This window comes from Flavobacterium ardleyense (assembly GCF_042686085.1).
In the GTDB taxonomy this organism is placed as follows: Bacteria; Bacteroidota; Bacteroidia; order Flavobacteriales; family Flavobacteriaceae; genus Flavobacterium; species Flavobacterium ardleyense.
In genome coordinates this window covers 601,441-625,881 of the sequence record NZ_JBHUOL010000012.1, presented here as the reverse complement: position 1 = coordinate 625,881, position 24,441 = coordinate 601,441, and the positions used below count along the sequence as shown (strand labels likewise).

22 protein-coding genes are annotated in these 24,441 nt (G+C 33.7%); 12 read left to right on the top strand and 10 right to left on the bottom strand.

What is annotated here, in order from left to right:
• Positions 1-11: 11 nt before the first annotated feature.
• The 3 genes from aspS to ACFSX9_RS08545 all read left to right on the top strand — a co-directional run bounded on the left by aspS (position 12) and on the right by ACFSX9_RS08545 (position 2,268).
• Positions 12-1,757: an aspartate--tRNA ligase gene (gene aspS / locus ACFSX9_RS08555; RefSeq protein ID WP_379806635.1), complete on the top strand. Its 1,746-nt coding sequence runs from the start codon at positions 12-14 to the stop codon at positions 1,755-1,757.
• A 1-nt stretch (position 1,758) separates the two neighbouring features.
• Positions 1,759-1,989, top strand: coding sequence for a hypothetical protein (locus ACFSX9_RS08550; RefSeq protein ID WP_379806633.1), 231 nt, complete (start codon positions 1,759-1,761; stop codon positions 1,987-1,989).
• An 81-nt stretch (positions 1,990-2,070) separates the two neighbouring features.
• Positions 2,071-2,268, top strand: a complete 198-nt coding sequence (locus ACFSX9_RS08545; protein ID WP_322551352.1) for a cold-shock protein — start codon at positions 2,071-2,073, stop codon at positions 2,266-2,268.
• Positions 2,269-2,413: 145 nt separating this feature from the next.
• On the opposite strand, the gene bioB is transcribed toward ACFSX9_RS08545, so the two are convergent.
• Positions 2,414-3,499, bottom strand: coding sequence for a biotin synthase BioB (bioB, locus tag ACFSX9_RS08540; RefSeq protein WP_379807071.1), 1,086 nt, complete (start codon positions 3,497-3,499; stop codon positions 2,414-2,416).
• 221 nt (positions 3,500-3,720) lie between these two features.
• On the bottom strand, positions 3,721-5,541 hold the full coding sequence (locus tag ACFSX9_RS08535) for a TonB-dependent receptor plug domain-containing protein (protein WP_379806631.1): 1,821 nt from the start codon (positions 5,539-5,541) through the stop codon (positions 3,721-3,723).
• Between the two features lie 77 nt (positions 5,542-5,618).
• Between ACFSX9_RS08535 and ACFSX9_RS08530 the strand changes: the two genes are divergently transcribed.
• From ACFSX9_RS08530 to ACFSX9_RS08520, 3 genes are all read left to right on the top strand, one after another.
• Positions 5,619-7,121 carry an aminotransferase-like domain-containing protein gene (locus ACFSX9_RS08530; protein WP_379806629.1) on the top strand — a complete coding sequence of 501 codons (1,503 nt, stop codon included), beginning with the start codon at positions 5,619-5,621 and terminating at the stop codon, positions 7,119-7,121.
• 77 nt (positions 7,122-7,198) lie between these two features.
• The gene (locus ACFSX9_RS08525) at positions 7,199-7,648 is read left to right on the top strand and encodes a DUF2975 domain-containing protein (protein WP_379806627.1); all 450 of its coding nucleotides are present in this window, start codon (positions 7,199-7,201) and stop codon (positions 7,646-7,648) included.
• A gap of 2 nt (positions 7,649-7,650) precedes the next feature.
• A complete protein-coding gene (locus tag ACFSX9_RS08520) occupies positions 7,651-7,857 on the top strand; it encodes a helix-turn-helix domain-containing protein (RefSeq protein ID WP_379806625.1) in 207 nt (68 codons plus the stop codon).
• Between the two features lie 174 nt (positions 7,858-8,031).
• On the opposite strand, the gene ACFSX9_RS08515 is transcribed toward ACFSX9_RS08520, so the two are convergent.
• From ACFSX9_RS08515 to ACFSX9_RS08495, 5 genes are all read right to left on the bottom strand, one after another.
• Complete coding sequence (locus ACFSX9_RS08515; protein WP_379806623.1) at positions 8,032-8,313, bottom strand: F0F1 ATP synthase subunit epsilon; 282 nt, start codon at positions 8,311-8,313, stop codon at positions 8,032-8,034.
• Positions 8,314-8,385: 72 nt separating this feature from the next.
• Complete coding sequence (atpD, locus tag ACFSX9_RS08510; protein ID WP_379806621.1) at positions 8,386-9,897, bottom strand: F0F1 ATP synthase subunit beta; 1,512 nt, start codon at positions 9,895-9,897, stop codon at positions 8,386-8,388.
• 151 nt (positions 9,898-10,048) lie between these two features.
• Positions 10,049-11,896 (bottom strand): glutamine--fructose-6-phosphate transaminase (isomerizing), encoded by a 1,848-nt coding sequence (gene glmS / locus ACFSX9_RS08505; RefSeq protein ID WP_379806619.1) that lies wholly within the window; start codon positions 11,894-11,896, stop codon positions 10,049-10,051.
• 6 nt (positions 11,897-11,902) lie between these two features.
• Positions 11,903-13,681, bottom strand: coding sequence for a DUF4270 domain-containing protein (locus ACFSX9_RS08500; RefSeq protein ID WP_379806617.1), 1,779 nt, complete (start codon positions 13,679-13,681; stop codon positions 11,903-11,905).
• Between the two features lie 16 nt (positions 13,682-13,697).
• Positions 13,698-14,504 (bottom strand): glycogen/starch synthase, encoded by an 807-nt coding sequence (locus ACFSX9_RS08495; RefSeq protein ID WP_379806615.1) that lies wholly within the window; start codon positions 14,502-14,504, stop codon positions 13,698-13,700.
• A 106-nt stretch (positions 14,505-14,610) separates the two neighbouring features.
• Here ACFSX9_RS08495 and panC point away from each other — a divergent pair, with 106 nt between their 5' ends.
• The 6 genes from panC (at position 14,611) to ACFSX9_RS08465 (ending at position 20,209) form a co-directional block, all read left to right on the top strand.
• Positions 14,611-15,459, top strand: a complete 849-nt coding sequence (gene panC / locus ACFSX9_RS08490) for a pantoate--beta-alanine ligase (RefSeq protein ID WP_379806613.1) — start codon at positions 14,611-14,613, stop codon at positions 15,457-15,459.
• A gap of 13 nt (positions 15,460-15,472) precedes the next feature.
• The gene (gene panD / locus ACFSX9_RS08485) at positions 15,473-15,823 is read left to right on the top strand and encodes an aspartate 1-decarboxylase (RefSeq protein ID WP_379806611.1); all 351 of its coding nucleotides are present in this window, start codon (positions 15,473-15,475) and stop codon (positions 15,821-15,823) included.
• Between the two features lies 1 nt (position 15,824).
• Complete coding sequence (locus tag ACFSX9_RS08480; protein WP_379806609.1) at positions 15,825-16,787, top strand: lysylphosphatidylglycerol synthase transmembrane domain-containing protein; 963 nt, start codon at positions 15,825-15,827, stop codon at positions 16,785-16,787.
• Positions 16,788-16,827: 40 nt separating this feature from the next.
• Entirely contained in the window at positions 16,828-18,018 is a 1,191-nt protein-coding gene (locus ACFSX9_RS08475; protein ID WP_379806607.1) for an alpha/beta hydrolase, read from the top strand.
• 27 nt (positions 18,019-18,045) lie between these two features.
• Positions 18,046-19,407, top strand: coding sequence for a DNA repair protein RadA (gene radA, locus ACFSX9_RS08470; RefSeq protein WP_379806605.1), 1,362 nt, complete (start codon positions 18,046-18,048; stop codon positions 19,405-19,407).
• A 106-nt stretch (positions 19,408-19,513) separates the two neighbouring features.
• Complete coding sequence (locus tag ACFSX9_RS08465) at positions 19,514-20,209, top strand: DUF547 domain-containing protein (RefSeq protein WP_379806603.1); 696 nt, start codon at positions 19,514-19,516, stop codon at positions 20,207-20,209.
• A gap of 116 nt (positions 20,210-20,325) precedes the next feature.
• Here the strand turns inward: ACFSX9_RS08465 and ACFSX9_RS08460 are convergent, their stop codons facing one another.
• The 3 genes from ACFSX9_RS08460 to mfd all read right to left on the bottom strand — a co-directional run bounded on the left by ACFSX9_RS08460 (position 20,326) and on the right by mfd (position 24,349).
• The gene (locus tag ACFSX9_RS08460; RefSeq protein ID WP_379806601.1) at positions 20,326-20,538 is read right to left on the bottom strand and encodes a helix-turn-helix domain-containing protein; all 213 of its coding nucleotides are present in this window, start codon (positions 20,536-20,538) and stop codon (positions 20,326-20,328) included.
• A gap of 2 nt (positions 20,539-20,540) precedes the next feature.
• Entirely contained in the window at positions 20,541-21,044 is a 504-nt protein-coding gene (locus tag ACFSX9_RS08455; protein ID WP_379806599.1) for a DUF2975 domain-containing protein, read from the bottom strand.
• Positions 21,045-21,121: 77 nt separating this feature from the next.
• A complete protein-coding gene (mfd, locus tag ACFSX9_RS08450) occupies positions 21,122-24,349 on the bottom strand; it encodes a transcription-repair coupling factor (RefSeq protein WP_379807069.1) in 3,228 nt (1,075 codons plus the stop codon).
• Positions 24,350-24,441: the final 92 nt, after the last annotated feature.

Genomic DNA, 24,441 nt, shown 5'->3' with positions numbered 1-24,441 from the left:
ATATTTTTACAATGTATAGAAGTCATGATTGTGGCGAATTGAACGCTTCAAATATTAATATAGAAGTTACCCTTGCAGGTTGGGTTCAGAAATCAAGAGATAAAGGTTTTATGATTTGGGTTGATCTACGTGATCGTTACGGAATTACTCAATTAATCTTTGATGAAAAAAGAACTGATAAAGCTGTTTTTGAAAAAGCAAAATCACTTGGAAGAGAATTCGTAATTCAGGTAAAAGGAACCGTTATTGAGCGTGAATCTAAAAACGCTAATATGGCAACTGGAGACGTTGAAATCTTAGTTACCGAACTTACAGTTTTAAACGAATCGCACACGCCGCCTTTCACTATTGAAGATGAAACAGATGGTGGTGAAGATATTCGAATGAAATATCGTTATTTAGATATTAGAAGAAATCCGGTAAAAAACAACTTATTATTCCGTCATAAAGTGTCAATGGAAGTTAGAAAATATCTTTCAGACCAAGGCTTTTGTGATGTAGAAACCCCTTATTTAATTAAATCTACGCCAGAAGGTGCTCGTGACTTTGTGGTACCAAGTAGAATGAATGAAGGACAGTTTTATGCTTTACCGCAGTCACCTCAAACGTTTAAACAACTTTTGATGATTGGTGGAATGGATAAATATTTCCAAATTGTGAAATGTTTCCGTGATGAGGATTTGCGTGCAGACCGTCAGCCGGAATTTACACAAATTGATTGTGAAATGGCATTCGTAGAGCAAGAAGATATTTTAGATATGTTCGAAGGCTTAACGCGTCATTTATTACAAGAAATCAAAGGAGTTACTGTAGAGAAATTCCCGAGAATAACTTATGATTATGCCATGAAAACCTACGGAAATGACAAACCAGACATTCGTTTTGAAATGAAATTTGGGGAGTTAAATGAAGTAGCAAAACATAAAGAATTTCCTGTATTTAATGCCGCTGAATTAGTAGTAGGAATTGCTGCTCCAGGTTGCGCCGCGTATACAAGAAAAGAAATTGATGCTTTAATTGATTGGGTTAAACGTCCACAAGTTGGTGCATCAGGAATGGTTTACGTAAAATGTGAAGCGGATGGAACTTTCAAATCATCAGTGGATAAATTCTACGATCAAGAAGATTTAAAAAATTGGGCGGAAGCCACAAATGCAAAAGCAGGAGATTTAATTTTAATCTTATCTGGAAATGCACATAAAGTAAGAACGCAGTTGTCAGCACTTCGTATGGAAGTTGCTACGCGATTAGGTTTAAGAAAATCAGACGAATTTGCACCTTTATGGGTTGTAGACTTCCCTTTACTAGAATGGGACGAAGAAAGTGGCAGATATCACGCAATGCATCACCCATTTACGTCGCCAAAGCCAGAAGATATGGCGTTAATTGACACTGACCCTGGAAAAGTGCGTGCGAATGCTTATGACATGGTTTTAAACGGAAATGAAATTGGTGGTGGATCAATTCGTATTCACGATAGAGATTTACAGAGCCGCATGTTCACGTTGCTGGGCTTTACGCCAGAACAAGCAGAAGCACAATTTGGTTTCTTAATGAGCGCTTTCCAATATGGAGCACCACCACACGGAGGGTTAGCTTTTGGATTAGACAGATTAGTTGCTATTTTAGGCGGTCAAGAAACGATTCGCGATTTCATTGCTTTCCCTAAAAATAACTCAGGAAGAGACGTAATGATCGATGCTCCTTCGACGATTGACGAGTCACAATTGCAAGAATTACATATAAAATTGAGATAAAATGAATAAGATTCTGATTGGTTTACTGGTAATTGTTCTTGGATTTGTTGTTTTTGGAAACTTTCTAAGTAACGATCAAGACGGTGGTGCTAAATGGATTGGAATTGGAATTTTGATCTTAACATTCGTTGTGATGCCCTTATTTTTATACTCACGGTTCAGAAATAAAGCAACTAGAGATCGCATGTTTAACTTTGATTTAAAGAAGATTAAAGAGCCTGAGAATCAATAATTTCAAAAAAAAACCAAGTTTTTTATTTTTGTATTATAATTAAGTATATCTTTGGTTATTATTAATTATTTACAATACACAATGAGAACAGGTAAAGTTAAGTTCTTCAATGAATCTAAAGGTTACGGATTTATTACAGATGACGAAACAGGAAAAGACATTTTCGTACACGCTAGCGGAATGAGCATCGAATCTTTAAACGAAGGTGATTCAGTGAGCTACGAAGAAGAAGAAGGAAGAAAAGGTAAAGTTGCTGCACAAGTTGCAATAATCGAATAATATAAAATATTTTTTGACTACCTAGAAAGTAAAAGTCCCGATATAATCGGGACTTTTTTTTGTGCTATAGTTTTATGAAATTTCTATTTCAACAAAAAAGAGTTCCATTAATGCAACTCTTTTTTGTGTTTATATAAAGCATTATTTACTTCTTGCTAGCAGACGCTTCAATATTTTTCTCAATTTTATGTCCCGGTCTAGTCCATTTTGGTTTTTCTCCTAATGGTTGATATACTGAATCTTCAGCTTCAATAGTTTCGGGTTGCATCTTTTTGATAAATGGTTTTTGAGGCCTTAACCCTAACATTTCAAACATTTTCATATCTTCATTAACATCAGGATTTGGAGTGGTTAATAATTTGTCTCCTGCAAAAATAGAATTCGCTCCCGCAAAGAAACACATTGCTTGTCCTTCTCTTGTCATTTGGGTTCTCCCCGCTGACAATCGAACTTGTGTGTCTGGCATAACAATTCTGGTAGTTGCAACCATTCGAATCATATCCCATATTTCAACAGGTTTTTCGTTTTCTAAGGGCGTTCCTTCAACGGTAACTAATGCATTAATTGGAACTGATTCAGGTTGTGGATTCAAAGACGCCAACGCAACTAACATTCCTACCCTATCTTCTACAGATTCTCCCATTCCTATAATTCCACCACTGCAAACGGTTACATTTGTTTTTCTTACATTAGCTATCGTTTCTAAACGGTCTTCATAACCTCTTGTCGAAATTACTTCTTTATAGTATTCCTCTGATGAATCTAAATTGTGATTGTAAGCATACAAACCTGCTTCAGCTAAACGATGGGCTTGATTTTCAGTAATCATACCTAAAGTACAACACACTTCCATATCTAATTTATTAATGGTTCTTACCATTTCCAATACTTGTTCAAAGTCTGGACCATCTTTAACATTTCGCCAAGCCGCACCCATACAAACTCGCGAAGAGCCAGATAATTTAGCACTTAAAGCTTGTGCTTTTACTTCATCCACTGACATTAATTCATTAGTAGAAATCTTCGTATGATATCTAGCAGCTTGCGGACAATAACCACAATCTTCAGGACAGCCTCCAGTTTTAATCGATAATAATGTCGAAACTTGAACTACGTTTGGATCGTGATTTACTCGATGAATCGTTGCTGCTTCATACAATAAATCCATCATTGGTTTTTTATATAAAGCTATAATTTCTTCTTTTGTCCAGTTATGTCTTGTTGTATTTATCATATTTCAATTATTTTAAACTTCAGGTTTTTATATAAAATAGTTTTAACAATTTTTAGAATTTATCAGAAAGAAAACGAGAATGCATTTAACTCCAAATCTTAAAGTATTTGATTGTTCCTACTATTTAAATATCGAATATTTGTACTTTATTCTTAAAAAAAACAATCATAAAGGATTACGAAATTGTAATCCTTTATCGAATATTATCGTAATTAATTCTATTTAAATATATATTTCAACCCGAATAAAACATTTCCTTTTGGCATTGGAATCATTCCGGCTTCCTGGTATTCCGTGTTAAATATATTATTTGCGTAGATCGATAATTCTAATGCCTTTAATTGGTACGAAGCACTTAGATCGTAAATCGTGTAACTAACCCCTGAGGTTCTTTCTACATAACGATAAGCCAAGGAATTACTAAAGTTTTTAAACCATTCCATAGTGTAAGCACCAACCACTTGATGTTTCAGTGAATTTATAGCATATCTCGAATAAGCAGCACTCGTACTTTTTACTTCATCTTCAATAAAAGTGTAGCCTAATCTAATTTTTTGTGGCAATGTGTTTACAGAAAAGCGATATTCCATTTGGGCTTCAAATCCTTTGGTATTTACATCTTGAATATTGAAAGGTGTAAAAACCACATCAGCTTCAGTTAGTCTAACATAATCTATCAAATCATTTGAATCTCTGTTGAAAGCTGCGATATCAAAATTAAATCTTGAGGTATACCATTTCAAACCAATTTCTTGTGACAAAGCATCTTCTGGTTGTAAATTTTCATTTCCAATTGCTTGTGGTCCAATGTAATATAAATCAGTATAAGTAGGAACGCGATACGTATAACCAATATTTCCATAAACTCTAAGGTTCGAAGCTAATTGGTAACCCAAATCTAATCCTGGAAAAGCTTTATTGTCAAAATCTGAGAAATAAGAAAAAGCAACGCCTGGCGTAACATCAAACTTAGTGTCGAAAAATTGAAAACGGTGTTCAAAAAATAACGAAGCCGTTTCTCTTGAATTATCTCCTAAACGATTGCTCGAAATCAAATATTTAGCCATTTCAACACCAAAACCAGTAGTTCCGACTTTTGATTCATAAGAACCATTTAACTCTGTAGCAATTTTATTTGTGATATGCACATTTCGATAAGCCGAAGGATTACTTCTCACATAATCGTATTCGTCTTGGTTTCTTCGCCAATAAACTCTTGGTTTCCACGTGAAATTTCCGTTTTTAATCACGGTTGACAAACCTACTAAACTTGCTTGCGTTTCTTCATATTGATCCGTTGCCGTTGGAATTCCATAAAATCCGTTTGCTCCAAATTTTCGTTCTGCATAAGAAGAAAGTAATTCGATAGGCAAATTCTTTTTGTTGAACTGACTTTTTAAGACATAATTGGTATTTTCAAAATCAGAATTATAACGATATCCTTCTGAACTGTGTTTAGAGAAATGTACGATGTGACTGCTTTCTTCCAAATTAATCGCACCCGTTGTTTCGACGTTAAATTGTCCAAAATATCCGGCTTGAACTTTAGCGATTAATGAGTTTTCGAAAACATCTTTTGTTACAATATTAACCGCACCAGTAAATGCATTTGGACCGAAGATTCTTGCGGCTGGTCCTTTGATTACTTCGATTCTTTGAATAACTTCAATAGGCAAAGCTAAATTTAAAGTATGATGTCCCGTTTGTGCATCGTCCACTTTAATTCCGTCAATTAATAACAAAGTTTGATCGAATCCACCACCACGAATGTATAAGTCGGCTTGCATTCCACTTGTTCCTTGGCGACGAACATCTATTCCAGCCACTTGTTGCAAAGCGTCTGCTACGTTAGTGATTCCGAGTTTTTTGATATCTTCTGCAGTCACAATTTGAATAGTTCTTGAGTTCTCATCAAAAGGCAAATCGATGCGAGAAGAAGAAACGATTACTTCTTTTAGCGAATCCGTTCTGGTTTTTTCTTGAGCATAACCGTAAAAAGAACTCAAAGCGAGTGCGAATAAGGCAAATTTATTTTTCATTATTAGGGTAATTGGGTTTATTTTTAACGGTGCAAAATTCGTAACTTTCCGGACTAATACTATAGTCCAGTTTTAAAATGACAGATAGTCCGGTTAATTCGTTACTAAAAGAGCTAATTCGCTTTGAAAAATCAAGTGCTACAGCGGTTTACATACAAATTTCCCAACAAATCATCAATGCTATTCAACGTGGCTATTTGAGGAAAAGCACCGCTTTGCCCGGAACTCGAGTATTTGGTCAGTTGTTGAAAATCCACAGAAATACTGCTGTTGCGGTTTATGATGAATTGGCGTCGCAAGGTTGGGTTGAAATTTTACCGAATAAAGGAACATTTATATTGCTTCCCGAACAGAAAACCGCTACCATAAAAGCAACATCCAACCCGATTGGAGAAATTAATACTTATGCTAAAACTACCGGATTTCCATTTCAGACTTCTTTTCATTTGGCTTCTACCAATGAGTTTTCGGAAGCTAAATATGTGATAAATGACGGCCAACCCGATTTGAGATTGCATCCTATTCATGAATTTTCGAAATGGTATGGTGCTTCGATGAAACGAAAAACTTTAATTTCTAAATGGAAACCAACTGCAAAAAATACGCATTCCGTTTTTGAAAATCAGTTGTGTAATTATTTGAATGCTACGCGAGGTTTTCATATTCAGCCGAATAATTTAATTAGTACGAGAAGTACGGAAATGAGTTTGTACATTATTTCGCAAGTTTTACTTCGTCCGAATGATTTGGTGTTGGTTGGAAATTTGAGCCATTATGCTTCAAATATGATTTTTCAGCAATCAGGTGCTCAAATTAAAACGATTCCAGTTGATGAACAAGGTTTAGATGTAGAATTTATTAGAAAGAACTTTACGAAAGGAAGTATTAGCTGTGTTTATGTTTGTTCGAATAGAGATTATCCAACTACTACAACATTAAGTGCTGAACGACGATTGGAATTGCTACAACTTGCCAAAGCTTTTCAATTTGCGATAATTGAAGATGATTTTGATTATGATTTTCAGTTCGAAGGTTCGGCTATGTTGCCAATGGCGATTTCGGATGCGAATGGATTGGTGATTTATTTAGGAAAATTAGGCCAATCTTTATTTCCAAGTTTCCAAACCGGATTTGTAGTGGCTCCTGAAAATCTGATTTCGGAAGCAAAAAATTACCTTCAAATGCTAGATCGACAAGGCGACTTGATTCAGGAACAAATGCTTTCCGAATTAATTTATGAAGGTGAAATGCATCGTTTGTTGAAGAAAAACGGAATCATTTACAAACAAAGACGTGATTTTTTGTGTGAATGTTTAACGCAAAACCTCAAAGACAAAATACAATTCAATAAAGCGAGCGGTGGATTGGCACTTTGGATTGGATTTAGTCCGAAAATATCTTTAGTTGAATTGGCGAAACAAGCCGAACAACTGGATCTTTTTCTTCCAAAAACTATTTTGTACCAAGACAAGAATACTTGTGCGATTCGTTTTGGATTTGGACATTTGAACAAAGACGAAATTGAAATTGTGGTGCAAAAATTGAAAGAAGCATACGATTTAGTACTGCATAATATTTAATTTTATTATTTATGAATAAATATTTATTGTTAATCGATAAATATTATATATTTGTAGAAATAAAAAAAAATAAAATAATGAAAAAATTAAATTTACTAAGAAGGTTTTTGTTGGTTTTGATTGTTATCTCAATTGCAGGAATGGTTGGCAATATAGGAACGAAGTATTTTTCGCACAGCAACTATTCACCAACTAATTTTCAGTTTTGGCTTTCTATTGTAGCTAATATTTTATTTTATATCGGTTTGTATTACGCACATCTGGGCTTTACAATAATTAAAAAACAAAACTCCTTTACTAACAAAAGCAACTTCTACTTTAACAAAAGCGCCCTGCTTCTAATAGTTTCTTCGATAACTCATACCCTCCTAATTACATTAAATTACTCCACAACAAGTAAGGAAGTTTCCGCAATTAGTCTAGCTTTTTACTTTCTAGTAATAATTTTAGGGTTATTTATCTATGCTATAAGTGATATTGTGCAATTAGGCAGAGGATATCAAGAAGAAAACGAATTAACAATTTAACCATGGCTATCATTATAAATTTGGACGTTATGCTAGCCAAACGAAAAATAAGAAGTAATGAATTAGCGGAAAAAGTAGGCATTACTTTGGCTAATTTATCTATCTTAAAAACAGGCAAAGCAAAGGCAATTCGGTTTTCTACCTTAGAAGCAATATGTGAAGCTTTAGATTGTCAGCCCGGCGATATTTTGGAATATATAAAAGAATAATTTTTATATAAGCTTACTGCCCTAGCCCAGATGTGAACGGCATCCTTTTTTTAAACCTAACAGGTTGCAAAAACCTGGTAGGTTTGAAAAAAGATATAGTGGACAGCTGGAAATAGCTCCTAAACAAAAAAGCCAAACATTACTGCTTGGCTTTTTTTATGAAGTTGTATTACTTTAGTCGGCTAAAATAATAACTTTATTTTCATTCATTTCTATTGTTCCTGAATTTACAGGTAACCAATAGGTTTGCTCGTTTACTTTAGTGAATTGAGGAAGAAAATCTTTATCAATTTTAATGTTTTGAGCAGTGATTTTCACGTTTCCTTTTGTTAATAATGAAACAATAGCCGCGTGATTATTTAGCATTTGAAACTCACCATTTATACCCGGAACAATTACTGAGGTAACTTCTCCTTTGAATAATGTAGCTTCTGGTGATACTATTTCTAAAATCATACTTTTAATTAGTTTACAGTTTCAGTTTACGGTCTCAGTTCTGAACACTGCGACTGAATACTGAATACTAGATTATGCTTCAGCTAACATTTTTTGTCCTGCTTCGATTGCTTCTTCGATAGTACCTTTAAGGTTAAATGCTGCTTCTGGTAAGTGATCTAATTCACCGTCCATAATCATATTAAATCCTTTGATAGTATCTTTAATATCAACTAAAACTCCTTTTAATCCTGTAAACTGTTCAGCTACGTGGAAAGGTTGTGATAAGAAACGTTGTACACGACGTGCTCTTGATACAGCTAATTTGTCTTCTTCAGACAATTCTTCCATACCTAAAATCGCGATAATATCTTGTAATTGTTTGTATTTCTGTAAGATCTCTTTTACTCTTTGTGCACAATCGTAGTGTTCTGCTCCTAAGATTTCTGGTGTTAAGATACGAGAAGTAGAATCTAATGGATCTACTGCAGGATAAATTCCTAACTCAGCAATTTTACGAGACAATACAGTTGTAGCATCTAAGTGAGCAAAGGTTGTTGCTGGTGCAGGGTCAGTTAAGTCATCGGCAGGAACGTAAACCGCTTGAACCGAAGTAATAGAACCTGTTTTTGTAGAAGTAATACGCTCTTGCATCGCTCCCATCTCAGTTGCTAATGTAGGTTGGTAACCTACCGCAGATGGCATACGACCTAAAAGTGCAGATACTTCAGAACCTGCTTGTGTAAAACGGAAGATGTTGTCAACGAAGAAAAGAACGTCTTTTCCTTGTCCGTCTCCTGCTCCATCACGGAAATATTCAGCAATTGTTAAACCAGATAATGCAACACGTGCACGTGCTCCAGGTGGCTCATTCATTTGTCCGAATACGAATGTTGCTTTAGAATCTTTCATTAATTCTTTATCTACTACAGATAAATCCCATCCTCCATTTTCCATAGAGTGCATGAAATCGTCACCATATTTGATAATTCCTGATTCTAACATTTCTCTTAAAAGGTCATTTCCTTCACGTGTTCTTTCTCCTACTCCTGCGAATACAGAAAGTCCACCGTGACCTTTTGCGATATTATTAATCAACTCCTGAATTAATACTGTTTTACCTACTCCAGCACCACCAAATAATCCAATTTTCCCTCCTTTTGCGTAAGGCTCAATAAGGTCGATTACTTTAATACCTGTAAATAAAACTTCAGTAGAAGTTGATAAGTCTTCAAATTTTGGAGCTGATCTATGGATTGGTAAACCATTAGCACCTGTTTTAGGTAAATCTCCTAAACCATCAATTGCATCACCAATAACATTAAACAAACGACCAAAAACTGCATCTCCAACTGGCATATGAATTTGTGCTCCAGTAGCCACAACTTCAACACCTCTAGCTAAACCGTCTGTAGAGTCCATTGAAATGGTACGTACCGTGTTTTCACCGATGTGAGATTGAACTTCAAGTACTAATAATGTACCGTCTTTTTTGATGATTTCTAATGAATCGTAAATTTTAGGTAATACGTTATTTGAGTCATTAAAAACGACGTCAACAACTGGCCCGATAATTTGTGCAACTTTTCCTGTGATTCTAGACATTGCTTATGTATTTATTTAATAGCTAATTAATGTTCAAAAAATGATGTATTCTTCAAAGTGCAAAGATAGTTTTTATTAAAACAATTTCACAATTAATTTTTCGAATTTTGATAATAAAAAAGCGAAACCTTTCGATTTCGCTTTAAATATGTTATTCTACCGTTACCGATTTTGCTAAATTCCTAGGTTGGTCTACATTACATCCTCTCATAACTGCAATATGGTATGATAATAATTGCAAAGGAATTGTAGTTAACAACGGAGTAAACGGCTCACTTGTTTCAGGAATTTCAATTACGTGATCAGCTAAGGCTCTTACTTGTGTATCACCTTTAGTAACTACAGCAATGATTTTTCCGCTACGCGCTTTGATTTCTTGAATATTACTTACCACTTTATCATAATGTCCGTTATTAGGAGCAATTACAATAACTGGCATAGATTCATCTATCAATGCAATTGGCCCGTGCTTCATTTCTGCTGCTGGATATCCTTCTGCATGGATATATGAAATTTCTTTTAATTTTAAAGCACCTTCTAAAGCTACTGGGAAATTATAACCTCTCCCTAAATAAAGACAATTTGGAGCATCTTTATAAATTGCTGCAATTTGTTTTGTTACTTCATTTGAAGCTAAAGCTTCTTCTACTTTTTCTGGCATTAATTCTAATTCCAACAAATAACGCTGGTGCTCTGAAGTAGACATTGTTCCTTTTACTTTTGCCAAACGCAATGCCAACATAGTCAACACCGTAATTTGAGTAGTAAATGCTTTTGTAGAAGCTACTCCGATTTCTGGACCAGCGTGAGTATAAGCTCCTGCATGAGTTTCACGAGAAATAGAAGAGCCAACGACGTTACAAACACCGAATACAAATGCACCTTTTTCTTTAGCTAATTTAATAGCCGCTAAAGTATCTGCTGTTTCACCTGATTGTGAAATTGCAATAACAACATCGTCCTTATAAACAATAGGGTTTCTATATCTAAATTCTGATGCATATTCTACTTCAACTGGAATTCTTGCAAATTCTTCAATGATATACTCTGCTACTAATCCTGCGTGCCACGAAGTACCACATGCTATGATAAGGATTCGTTTTGCGTTTGTAAACTTTTCCAAATTATCTTCTACACCTGCCATACGAACGATCCCTTGATTTGCCAAGAGCCTTCCTCTGTAAGTATCTTTGATTACACTTGGCTGTTCATAGATTTCTTTCAACATGAAATGATCATAGCCTCCTTTTTCAATTTGCTCCAAGTTCATTTGAAGTTCTTGAATGTAAGGATTTACCAATGAATCATCTTTAATTTTTCTAATTTTTAAAGGCTTATGCAAACGCACGATTGCCATTTCTTCATCTTCTAAATAAATAGCATTTGAAGTATATTCGATAAAAGGTGTAGCATCAGAAGCAATGAAAAATTCATTTTCTCCAATTCCAATTGCCAACGGACTTCCTAAACGAGCCGCCACAATTTCATCTGGCTTATCTACATCAATTACTGCAATAGCGTAAGCACCTACAACTTGGTTTAATGCAATTTGCACTGCTTTTCCTAATTTACAGTTTTCATTTTTCTTAACTTCTTCAATTAAGTTAATTAAAACTTCTGTATCTGTGTCAGATTTAAAAATATAACCTCTCTTAATCAACTCTTGTTTTAATGGCTCATAATTTTCAATGATTCCATTATGGATAATTACTAATTTTCCTGAGTTTGAAAAATGAGGATGTGAATTTACATCATTAGGAACTCCATGAGTTGCCCAACGCGTATGACCCATTCCAACATTTCCAAAAGTGTTTTTATCACTTTCAGCTCTCAGTTCTAAATCAGAAACCTTTCCTTTAGTCTTAGATAATTTTAAATCGTTACCGTCATATAAAACGATTCCCGCACTATCATAACCTCTATACTCTAGACGATGTAATCCCTTAATAATTAAAGGATAAGCATCTCTATGACCTATATAACCTACAATTCCACACATATAATATTAGTTAGGTTTAGTAAAAAATATTTGTAATTTTAATTTTTTATCTTCATTTGCTGGCGCAACGTTGTTACCATATAAAACAGTCCCTAACGGATTCAATACATTACCTACCGGAATATACTTAACCACATCAGTGCTGATTGAGATTGGAGTCTTTAAAGAAACATTGCCTGCAATATTAATATTTTCAGTAACGCACAGTCCTAATCTAATATTTTTACTAGCAACCAAATCAGTACCTTTAATTAGATTTCTAATATGGTTAGCAATTCTTATTTGATATTTAACAGCTCTCCCGTTATCTACATTCTCTACTTCTACTATACCACCAAAATTAACTTTGTTGTTTTTTGGATCTTGCGCTGTACTCATATCAATAACATAATCTAAAATAGGTCTGTTATTAGTAGCATCAAAAAGCAGAATTCTTCTTGGCTCAGAAATTGACGTATTACTCATTGACGTCTTGTCAACATAAAAAGTTAAGAACGCATCATTCACTAACCATTTGTTTAATTTGGTAGCCAATCGTAACTCATCTAACTCATCTGGCACACCATTACCACCAACAACATCAACTAAAATGTCATCACTATTAATTTCTTTTTCATCCACTCCAAATAAATCGATAAAAGCAACAGAACCATCATTACCTTTTATCCATAATTTTTCTTCTCCAAGAACACTATTAGAAGCATCTACAGCAACTTGATAGGTTGAACTTTTTAGATGATCAATTAAATTGACTGTATTTCCTTTAAAGTTCAATTTTAAAGTTCGTTTTTCGTTTTTTATCGTCACAACATTTTCACTATCCGTCGTTGCAATATCAGAATGATACTGTACAACAACGTAACCTTTAGAAAAATCTAACATAGCCATAGCTCCAGAACCGCCAGCAGTTTGTTGCGCTTTAAAGTACAAACCTTTAAAGTACTCTTTAAATACATTATTATTGTATAATTTTCCGTTTAAAGACCCATCTAAAATCCTGCTTTTTATAACATTCTTATCTAAAGCAATCCACATTCCCGGATCCATTCTTTCTTTAATAACTCTTAAAGAAGGCTCGAATTGATTAGTTAATTCCACTCCAGCTTTATCAACAAAAACATAAGTTCCATCATCTTTCAACTTTGACTTGTATAAAGCAATCTCTTTATCACTAAACTTAAATGCAGTGTTTTGGGTTGGATCAGAACTTGTATTGAGCTGACTCCCTATATTATTGTCAAACTTGGCTGACTCATCAGAATAATGTTTTTGACCATTAATAAAATCGTCAGAAGGACCGAAATCACCTAAATAATAACCGTTTTCGTAAATCTTTAAATCAAACGCAGTAGCTGAACTTCCGTAAATGGATTCCAACTTAAAAACATTAAGCTTCGTATTCTCGTCAATTACACGCGTATTTTGCGAAAAATAAGGAATATACAAATACACAGAATCCGTAGATTTCATTGTAATATTAGTTCCAATTATTGTTTCCGGACGCTCATAGTTGCGTGCCAGCTGAAGTTGGGTAACAAAACTAGCTGTAGTAGTTCCTAAAGCTGGATTTTCGTAAACACCCAAAGAATTTATTGGCAAATTATTAGATTGAACTGCTCCTGTTGCTTTTGAATAAGCAATAAGGTTTTCAACTTCATATTTTTCAAGATCAAAATGATCGTCTCCGACAATATCAGATCCTACAGAATTATAATCTTTATCACAAGACAGTGTTGTAAATACAATAGCTAACGCTACTGTTATCTTTAAAAAGTTTCTTTTCATAACAATATAACCCTTTTTATAATACGTGATTTTTAATAAACGAAGTGTAAGCTTCTTTGATAGTTTCTTTCGGTGCGAAAGGTAAAAAAGGTTTGTTTGAACTTTCTATAAATTTTGTTAAAGTTGGAGAAAGCGCTTCAGAACCAACAACGATAGCATCTGAATGCATAATTGAAAGCTTCATTATGTTTTCGTAAGTTGGCTTTTCAATTACATCTATTGCACTTTTATCAATGTTATCAAATAAAATTTTATCCAATAATCCTGAATCCAATTCTCCATCAAAACCTTGTTCATAAACCGAAGAAATAATTTTTGTTTCTGCAAAAATACCTTCGTCTTTGTAGTACTGTTTCAAATATACAGGCAACAAAGCAGCCATCCATCCATGAACATGAATAACATCTGGAACCCAGTTCAACTTTTTAACGGTTTCAACAACTCCTTTTGCAAAGAAAATTGCTCTTTCGTCATTATCTGGATACATCACACCTTCTTCATCAGAAAAAGTAGCTTTACGTTTAAAATATTCATCGTTATCAATAAAATAAACTTGAATTCTTTCCTTAGGAATCGAAGCCACTTTAATAATTAGAGGCATATCCATATCGTTTACCACTAAATTCATTCCTGATAAACGGATAACTTCGTGTAATTGATGTCTTCTCTCGTTAATATTACCATATCTAGGCATAAAAATCCGAATCTGACCTTTTAATTCATTAATCATTTTCGGCATTTCATACGATTGCAACGACACTTCGTTTTCAGCTAAATAAGGCACCACTTCAGATGATACATACAATATCCTCTTGTCTTCCATAAGTTTCTAGTTAATTATTGTTTGTAAAAAACCTTGCAAATTTACGAAATTTTATGGATTTAACCACTAAAATAGTAAGTTTGCACCCAAATTAACCGTTATAAAAATGCTTATTTTCAATAAAAAGTCAAATTTGACTGCTTTTCTAAGCCCTTTAATCAGCCAAAATAAAACCATTGGATTTGTACCAACAATGGGCGCTTTGCACGAAGGACACTTGTCACTACTTGAAAAATCGCTAGCGGAAAACGATATTACTGTGATGAGTATTTTCGTGAATCCAACGCAATTCAATAATTCCGAAGATTTGGAAAAATATCCAAGAACTTTAGAGAAAGATGTCGAAAAAATGAGCGCCGTGAGCAAAAACATAATCGTTTATGCGCCAACGGTTGAAGATATCTACGAAGGAAACACAACTTCTCAAGCTTTTGAGTATGACGGACTGGAACACCAAATGGAAGGACAACATCGTCCTGGCCATTTTGACGGTGTGGGAACAATTGTAAAACGTTTGTTTGAAATCGTCCAACCAACAAAAGCTTACTTTGGTGAAAAAGATTTTCAGCAACTTCAGATTGTAAAAAAATTAGTTTCAAAGTACGAAATGCCTATAGCCGTAATTGGTTGTGCCATTTTTAGAGAAACCAGTGGCTTAGCCATGAGCTCTAGAAATGAAAGGCTTTCGCCCGAAGGAAAAGCTAAGTCCGCATTGATTTTTTCAATATTAAATGATGCAAAAACCCACTTTAAAAGCCATTCTATAAAAGAAACAATCGAAACTGTAACCGAAGCATTTAAAAAATATCCAGAATTCGAATTAGAATATTTTGAAATCGCAGATGAAGAAACACTTTTATCATCTGAGGATAAAGATGAAAACAAGAAATATCGTGGTTTCGTTGCCGTTTTCATCGAGAATATTAGATTAATAGACAATATTTCACTAAATTAATTAACTTTGCACCATGCAAATTCAAGTAGTAAAATCAAAAATTCATAGAGTAACTGTTACAGGTGCTGATTTGAATTACATAGGAAGCATCACTATTGACGAAGCTTTACTAGAAGCTTCTAATATTTTAGAGGGCGAAAAAGTACAAATCGTAAACATCAATAATGGTGAACGATTAGAAACTTATGCGATCAAAGGACCAAGAAACAGTGGCGAAATCACTTTAAACGGGCCTGCAGCGCGCAAAGTACATAGAGGCGATATCATCATTATCATTTCATACGGGCTAATGGATTTTGAAGAAGCAAAAACCTTCAAACCTTCTTTGGTTTTCCCAAATGAAAAAGACAACTCCTTAACATAGTTTGAAAGCGTCTCTTCGTAAATTCTTAAGTCTTACAATTCCCTTACTAATTGGGATTGGTATTATATATTATCAATTTACGACGTTGACTGCTGACGAAATAGAAAAAATTAAAATTAGCTTCCTTAAAGCAGATTATCTTTTCGTTTTCTTATCACTTTTTATAGCGCTTTTCGGATATTGGTCTCGAGCTTACCGATGGCAATTTGCATTGCGTCATTTAGGGTATCAAACTAAATTTCACAATACGTTAATGTCTGTTTGTGTTTCCTATTTAGTCAATTTAACCATTCCTCGTTCGGGCGAAATCACAAGAGCAGCTTTAATCAAAAAATACGAAAACGTACCTTTTGACAAAGGTTTCGGAACAATAGTAGCCGAAAGAATAGTTGACATGCTTATTTTCTTACTTTTTGTAACGGTTGGATTTATATCTCAATTTGATCGACTCTATCAATTTTTACTAGATGAAAATATACAATTTGAAACTATAATCTGGTTTACAATTATAGGATTTGTGCTCTTTGTATTATTTGTTTTAGTTTGGATTTATGCCGAATGGAAAATAATACTAAAAGTAAAACAGAAATTATCAGGTTTAATTGAAGGCATGCAAAGCATTGTGAAAATGAAAAACAAATGGAGCTACATATTTCATTCTTTTTTCATTTGGTTTTCTTATCTACTGATGTTTTATGTAACTATTTATGCTTTACCTGAAACAGAAAACATGAGCTTTGATGTTGTTCTTATGGGATTTATTTTTGGGACACTCGCCATCGGATTTACAAATGGTGGCTTAGGTGCTTATCCGTTAGCAATTGCATTAATTTTCTCTCTTTTTGGAATATCTGATGATGTAGGAACGGCCTTTGGTTGGTTAGTTTGGACATCACAAACACTTTTGACTATTTTCCTGGGTTTACTATCTTATTTATTTTTACCACTCTTGAATAAGAAATAAATTAGTAAATTGCCCTTCTTTTTAACCTAACAATTTCAAGATGAAATCGAAATTATTTATACTAATCTTATTAGTTACAACAAGCCTTTTTGCGCAACGATCACCCGAGTCGATTAAGACAAAAAAAATTGGAACACGCACATTTACTGTTGTAACTCCTCCATCATATGAGTCGAATCCAGGCAAGAAATATCCTACTTTGGTAATCTTAGACGGGGACTATTTACTAGACCCTTTTGAAGGCGTTATAAAGTATGGTAACTATTGGGATGATTTACCTGAAATGATCATTATCGCAATTAACCAAGGAAACGAAGAAATGCGTTACACAGACAGTAAGTTTGATGAAGCAGGTTTACCATCTGGTTCTGGTGCCGATTTTTTTGAATTTATAGGAGCCGAATTATACCCTTACATAGAAGCGAAATACAGAACATTACCTTTTAGAATCATAGCTGGACATGATACAACTGCAGGGTTTTTAAACTTCTATTTATACAAAGACAATCCGGTTTTCAACGCTTATATTTCACTAGCTCCAGAAATGGCTCCAGAAATGGAAGTAAGAGTTGCAGCGCGCTTGGCTAAAATTACGAAACCTCTTTATTACTATCAAGCAACTGGCGAGGCTGATTTACAAGAAATCAACGAGAACGCCGATGCTTTAGATACTAATATTAAAGCTATTCAGAATCCGAGTTTTAAATATCATAACGATGCATTTGCAGGCGCTTCGCATTATTCACTTGTGGCAAAAGCTATTCCAAACGCATTATATTTTATTTTCGATGGCTATCAACCTATTTCAATGATAGAATTTCAAACAAAAATCGTAAAATTAGAATCAGGTTACACCGACTATTTAATTAACAAATACGATGACATCAACACAAAATTAGGCTTACAAATTAAACCAAGATTAAGTGATTTTAAAGCTATTGAAGCGGCAATTATGAAAAACAAAGCTTACGGCGAATTTCAGACTTTGTCTAATTATGCTAATAAAATTTACCCAAAAACTACATTAGGAACCTATCACCAAGCAATGTATTTTGAAAAAACAGGTAATTATAAAAAAGCGATAAAAGAATACCAAAAATCATTCACACTAGAAGCTATCAGAGAATTAACCAAAGATTTAATGATGAACAGAGCAGAAGCTTTAAAAGGAAAAGATGAAAAACCAGCAGATGTTATTGAAGAAGCTCCGGCTGACACACCAACAGAATAAATACAATTCTAAACAAGAATAACACAAATGAGTAAAGTTAAAACAGCTTTCTTTTGTCAAAAATGTGGTACCCAATATTCAAAATGGCAAGGACAATGCAATGCCTGCAAAGAATGGAATACGATAGTAGAAGAATTGGTTCAAAAAGAAGAGAAAGCAGCTTGGAAAACTACATCTACTTCCACAAAAGCGGCTACAAAACCTTTGCGAATTAGCGAAATTGACACTGCACAAGAAGTTCGAATGAATACCACAGATAATGAACTAAATCGGGTTCTAGGTGGTGGAATAGTTCCAGGTTCATTAATACTTTTAGGTGGAGAACCTGGAATTGGAAAAAGTACGCTTTTATTACAAATAGCATTAAAATTACCCTATAAAACATTATACGTTTCTGGTGAAGAAAGTCAGAAGCAGATTAAAATGCGCGCTGAGCGTATTACTTCAAGCTTAGACAATTGTTATATTCTAACGGAAACGAAAACGCAAAATATTTTTAGACAAATTCTAGAAATTGAACCTGATATTGTAATAATCGATTCAATTCAGACATTGCACACAGATTATATTGAATCTTCTGCCGGAAGTATTTCACAGATTAGAGAATGCACAGCAGAATTGATTAAATATGCCAAAGAAACCAATACACCTGTTTTACTAATTGGACATATTACAAAAGACGGAACTATTGCCGGACCAAAGATTTTGGAACATATGGTAGACACCGTTTTACAATTTGAAGGCGACAGAAATCACGTGTATAGAATTTTACGTTCCTTAAAAAATAGATTTGGATCTACTGCTGAATTAGGAATTTATGAAATGCAAGGTTCAGGATTGCGAGAAGTTGATAATCCATCAGAAATATTAATTTCGCACAAAGACGAACAACTTTCTGGAACTGCAATAGCTGTTACCTTAGAAGGAATGCGCCCATTGATGTTAGAAATTCAAGCTTTAGTTAGTAGCGCTGTTTATGGAACACCACAACGTAGCACAACAGGATACAACGCCAAACGATTAAATATGATTTTGGCTGTGTTAGAAAAAAGAGCCGGATTTAGATTAGGGACCAAAGATGTATTCTTAAACATTACAGGTGGGATTTCTGTAGAAGACACCGCGATAGACCTAGCCGTTGTAGCCGCAATTCTTTCTTCGAACGAAGATATTGCTATTCCTGAAGGATTTTGTTTTGCAGGAGAAGTGGGCCTTTCTGGCGAAATACGACCTGTGAACCGTATTGAACAACGCATCCAAGAAGCTGAAAAACTGGGCTTTACCACTATCTTGGTTTCTAAGCATAATAAGATATCGGTAAAAAATCCTGGAATTAAAGTAATCTTAGTAGCTAAGATTGAGGATGTTGTAAGTGAATTGTTTGGCTGAAAACTAATTTTAACAAATACTTGATAGGAAAATAAATTTTATATATCTTTGCAGCCCCGTTTGGAGTTAAAAAAAGAACTTCGATTAATTTATAAAGAAGATTATTATGAAAAAATTATTACTAGTTGTATTTTTTGTTAGTTATTTAGCAAATAGTCAGACAATTGATTACAAATTATGTAACGATTTCTTGAAGAAACACGTTTCTCCGATAGGAGTAGTTGATTACGACAAGGTTTTGAAAAACATGGACCAAATAAATTTGATCTCTTCAAATTTTTCTAAAATTTCTCCTAACAAGAGCTGGACAGAAAATGAAGTTAAAACATTCTGGATTAACGTTTACAACATTAACGTTGTTAAACTTTTCGCAGAAAACTATCCGTTGAAAAGCATAAACTACATTAGAGATCCTTTCCAAATGAAATTCATTTCTTTTGATGGTGAAAAAATATCTCTAGATCATATCTCAAATGAGATTCTTAAACCACTTAATGATCCTAGAGTTAACTTTGTATTATACACAACAGCGATCTCTTCTCCTGTTTTAAGAAATACAGCGTACATTGCAGAAACTATTGAGGATGATTTGAATGTAGCAACTAATGTTTATATCAATGATATTACAAAAAACAATATAACTGCTAAAAAGTGTTCACTTTCTAAAATTTTTGAATGGAACGTTACAGATTTTATGGGAGCTAATACTCTTATATCTTTTATCAACGGATTTTCAAATACAACAATTGCAGAAGACGCTAAAATAAGTTTCATGGAATATGATTGGAACTTACACAAATAGATAACGATCAAAATTTTATAATAAAGCCGACTAAAATTATTTAGTCGGCTTTATTGTTTATTATGGATAATTATTCGTTAACTGAAGTGGATTTAGTTAGTATATTTTATCAGTAATTACTCCTCTCCTTTTACATATTCTAAAATATCTGCTGGTTGGCAATCTAAAATTTCACAAATAGCTTCCAATGTAGTTAATCGAATTGCTTTTGCCTTTCCTGTTTTGATGATTGATAAATTCGCTGTTGTTATACCAAGTTTCTCTGCTAATTCCGTAGAACGCATTTTTCGTTTGGCTAACATTACATCCAAGTTTATGATAATTGGCATAATTAAAATGTTAAGTCGTTTTCTTCTTTTAGGCTTTTTGCAATTATAAATACTTCACTTAATATTATAAAAAACAAGCCCAAAGAAAATAATAAAACATTTGAATTTAGCTCAAAACTCAACGAAATATTTCGCTTTAAGAAATTAAAAATAAAACCTGAAACTCCAGAAATTATAGCTGAAGAAATTAAGATCAAACCAATTTTATTTAGCAATTGAACTACTTCCAAGTCAAAAATGATCTTCAGTTGAAATAATCGCAATAATTTTTTAAACAGGTAAAGAGAATAAATTATCAGTAAGCTTGAAATCATAAAGCAAGCTAAAATAATTTTGGATTCTAAGTCAACAACTAACAATTCGTTTCCATTGATTTTAATGGGAAGATCAAAAGATTCATATCCAAAAATAATATAACCACTTAAGAATAGAATAATTGGAATAGTAACCATCGCCATTATCCAAACAAAATCTATAATCGCTTTAAGAAAATTTAATTTTTTCATATTTTGATTCATTTAAGAAATTCAAAAGTATAAAAAATTATTGTATTACAATAATAAAATATCAAAATTTGATAATTTTACATTCTTTCCATCAATTCCAAAGCTTTATTAATCGATTTTACATTTTCGAAAGTAATCAACAATTTTAATCCTGTTTTAGTCTCTTTTTCTTTGATTTTACAGATGTTTCCATTGTGTTGAGCAAACTGCATTACTTTTATAAAACGATTGGATTGATAAAAACTACTTTGTTGATCGCCAATAAAATAACCAATCATTTTGCCTTGTTTCATCAACAGACGTTCTAATCCAATTGAAGTGGCTTTCCATTTTATCCGAACACTATTCAATAAAGCAATAGCTGGTCTTGGCAAAGCACCAAACCTATCAATTAGTTTCTGTTCGAATTTTTGTAAGGTCTCTTCGTTTTTAATCTGACCTAATTCGCTATATAAAATCAACCGTTCAGCAACATTGTTTATATATTCATCTGGAAACAACAATTCAAAATCGGTATCAATTTGAATATCTTTTACAAACTCTTTAGTTTCGATATCATTTTCTTCCTGATATAAATCTTTAAATTCGTTTTCTTTCAATTCGTCAATGGCTTCGTTCATAATCTTCTGATAAGTATCAAAACCAATATCATTGATGAAACCGCTTTGTTCGCCACCTAATAAATCTCCAGCACCACGAATTTCCAAATCCTTCATCGCAATGTTGAAACCACTTCCTAATTCGCTGAACTGTTCCAATGCATTAATACGCTTTTGGGCTTCACCTGTCATGATTGAATATGGCGGTGTGATGAAATAACAAAATGCTTTTTTATTACTTCTTCCTACTCGACCACGCATTTGATGCAAATCTGATAATCCGAAATTATTCGCATTGTTGATGAAAATTGTATTCGCATTGGGCACATCTAAACCACTTTCTATAATAGTTGTCGCGACTAAAACATCAAAATCGCCTTCCATAAAAGCCAACATCAGTTCTTCCAGTTTCTTGCCATCCATTTGTCCGTGTCCGATTCCAACTTTCGCTCCAGGAACCAAACGCTGAATCATTCCAGCAACTTCTTTAATGTTTTCAATTCGATTGTTGATGAAAAAAACTTGTCCGCCACGCTGAATTTCATACGAAATAGCATCACGAATTTGCTCTTCGTTAAAACGAACAACGTTTGTTTCAATAGGATAACGATTTGGCGGAGGAGTCGTAATTACCGATAAATCTCGAGCAGCCATCAATGAAAACTGTAAAGTTCTCGGAATCGGAGTTGCTGTTAATGTCAAAGTATCCACATTTGTGGCAATCGTTTTTAATTTATCTTTTACGTTTACTCCGAATTTTTGCTCTTCATCAATAATTAGTAAACCTAAATCTTTAAAAATTACATTTTTATTTACCAATTGATGCGTTCCAATCAAAATATCAACTTTTCCTGCTGTTAAATCCTGAAGTGTCTCAGATTTTTGTTTCGCCGTTCTGAATCGATTTAAATAACTTACCGTAACGGGCATATCTTTCAATCGTTCGGTAAAAGTTCTATAATGTTGGTATGCTAAAATTGTAGTTGGAACTAAGATTGCGACTTGTTTACCATTATCAACAGCTTTAAAAGCAGCACGAATTGCAACTTCTGTCTTTCCAAAACCAACATCACCACAAACCAATCGGTCCATCGGACGTTCATTTTCCATGTCCGCTTTTACATCGGCTGTAGCCGTAATTTGATCGGGTGTATCTTCGTAAATGAAAGAACTTTCTAATTCTTTTTGCAAATAACTATCCGGTGCAAACTGAAAACCTTTGTCTAATCGTCGCTTCGCATACAACTGAATTAAGTTGAAGGCTATATGTTTTACACGAGCTTTTGTTTTCTGTTTTAAAACCTTCCACGCATTGCTTCCTAATTTATAAATTTTAGGTGGTGCTCCGTCTTTTCCGTTATATTTCGAAATTTTATGCAGCGAATGAATGCTTACATAAACAATGTCGTTATCAGCATAAACCAATTTAATGGCTTCTTGCGTTTTGCCTTCGACTTGAATTTTTTGCAAACCACCAAATTTCCCAATTCCGTGATCAATGTGCGTTACATAATCGCCAACCGACAATGAAGTCAGTTCTTTTAAAGTAATCGTTTGCTTTTTTGAATAATTACTTTTGATAGAAAATTTGTGATAACGCTCAAAAATCTGATGATCGGTATAACATGCTATTTGATTTTCTTCATCAATAAAACCTTCATACAAAGGCAATACCAAGGTTTTATATTGCTTGCGAATACTTTCCGAATTGGCTTCGTCCATGTCAGCAAAAATATCATGAAAACGACTCGCTTGATTTTCATTTGAACAACATAAATAATTTTTATAGCCGTTGAAATGGTTCTCACTAAGGTTATTCAACAACAAATCGAATTGTTTGTTGAACGAAGGTTGAGGTTGGATATGAAATTCCACCGATTTGTCAATCTTAAAAACTGCTTTTGCTTGCAACTCCACTACCGAAAAATCTAAGGCTCTTCGTAAGAATTGCTTCTGATTGACGAATAACTCTTCTGGCGGAGCATGTTTAATATCTGAAGACAAAGCACCAAATGCTTCCTTTGCTTTATCAAATAATTTATCTAATTGTTCCCCTAAACTTTCTGTGTTTTGGATTACAATAACAGTTTTTTCACTGATATAATCTAAGAAACTCTCACGGTTTTCTTGTAATAATTTGTTTTCAACATTCGGTATAATCGAAATCTTTTTTAACTTTTCGATGGACAATTGCGTTTCCACATCAAAACTTCGAATGCTATCTACTTCGTTACCGAAAAACTCGATTCGGTACGGATTATCATTCGAGAATGAAAACACATCTATAATTCCACCACGAACCGAAAATTCTCCAGGTTCTGTAACGAAATCAACGCGTTTAAAATTATATTCAAATAGAGTTTCGTTGATAAAATCTATCGATAAATTATCACTCACCGCTAATTTCAACGTATTTTTTTCTAATTCTTTTCGAGTCACTACTTTCTCAAAAATCGCTTCCGCATAAGAAACAATAATTGCGGGTTTTTTACGAGAATTAATCCGATTCAAAACTTCGGCACGTAATAAAATATTGGCGTTATCCGTTTCTTCAATTTGGTAAGGTCTTCGGTAGGAACTTGGATAAAAAAGTACATCTTCCGTATTTAACAATTGTTCTAAATCGTTTAAATAATAAGCAGCTTCTTCCTTATTTCTAAATAAAATCAGTAATGGTAATTCCGATTTTTTAAACAAAGAATACATTACAAAAGACAATGCAGAACCCACCAAACCGCTAGCATGGGATTTTTTTCGTGACGCAAAAGTGCTTTCTAAAACAGCAATTTTTGGTGACT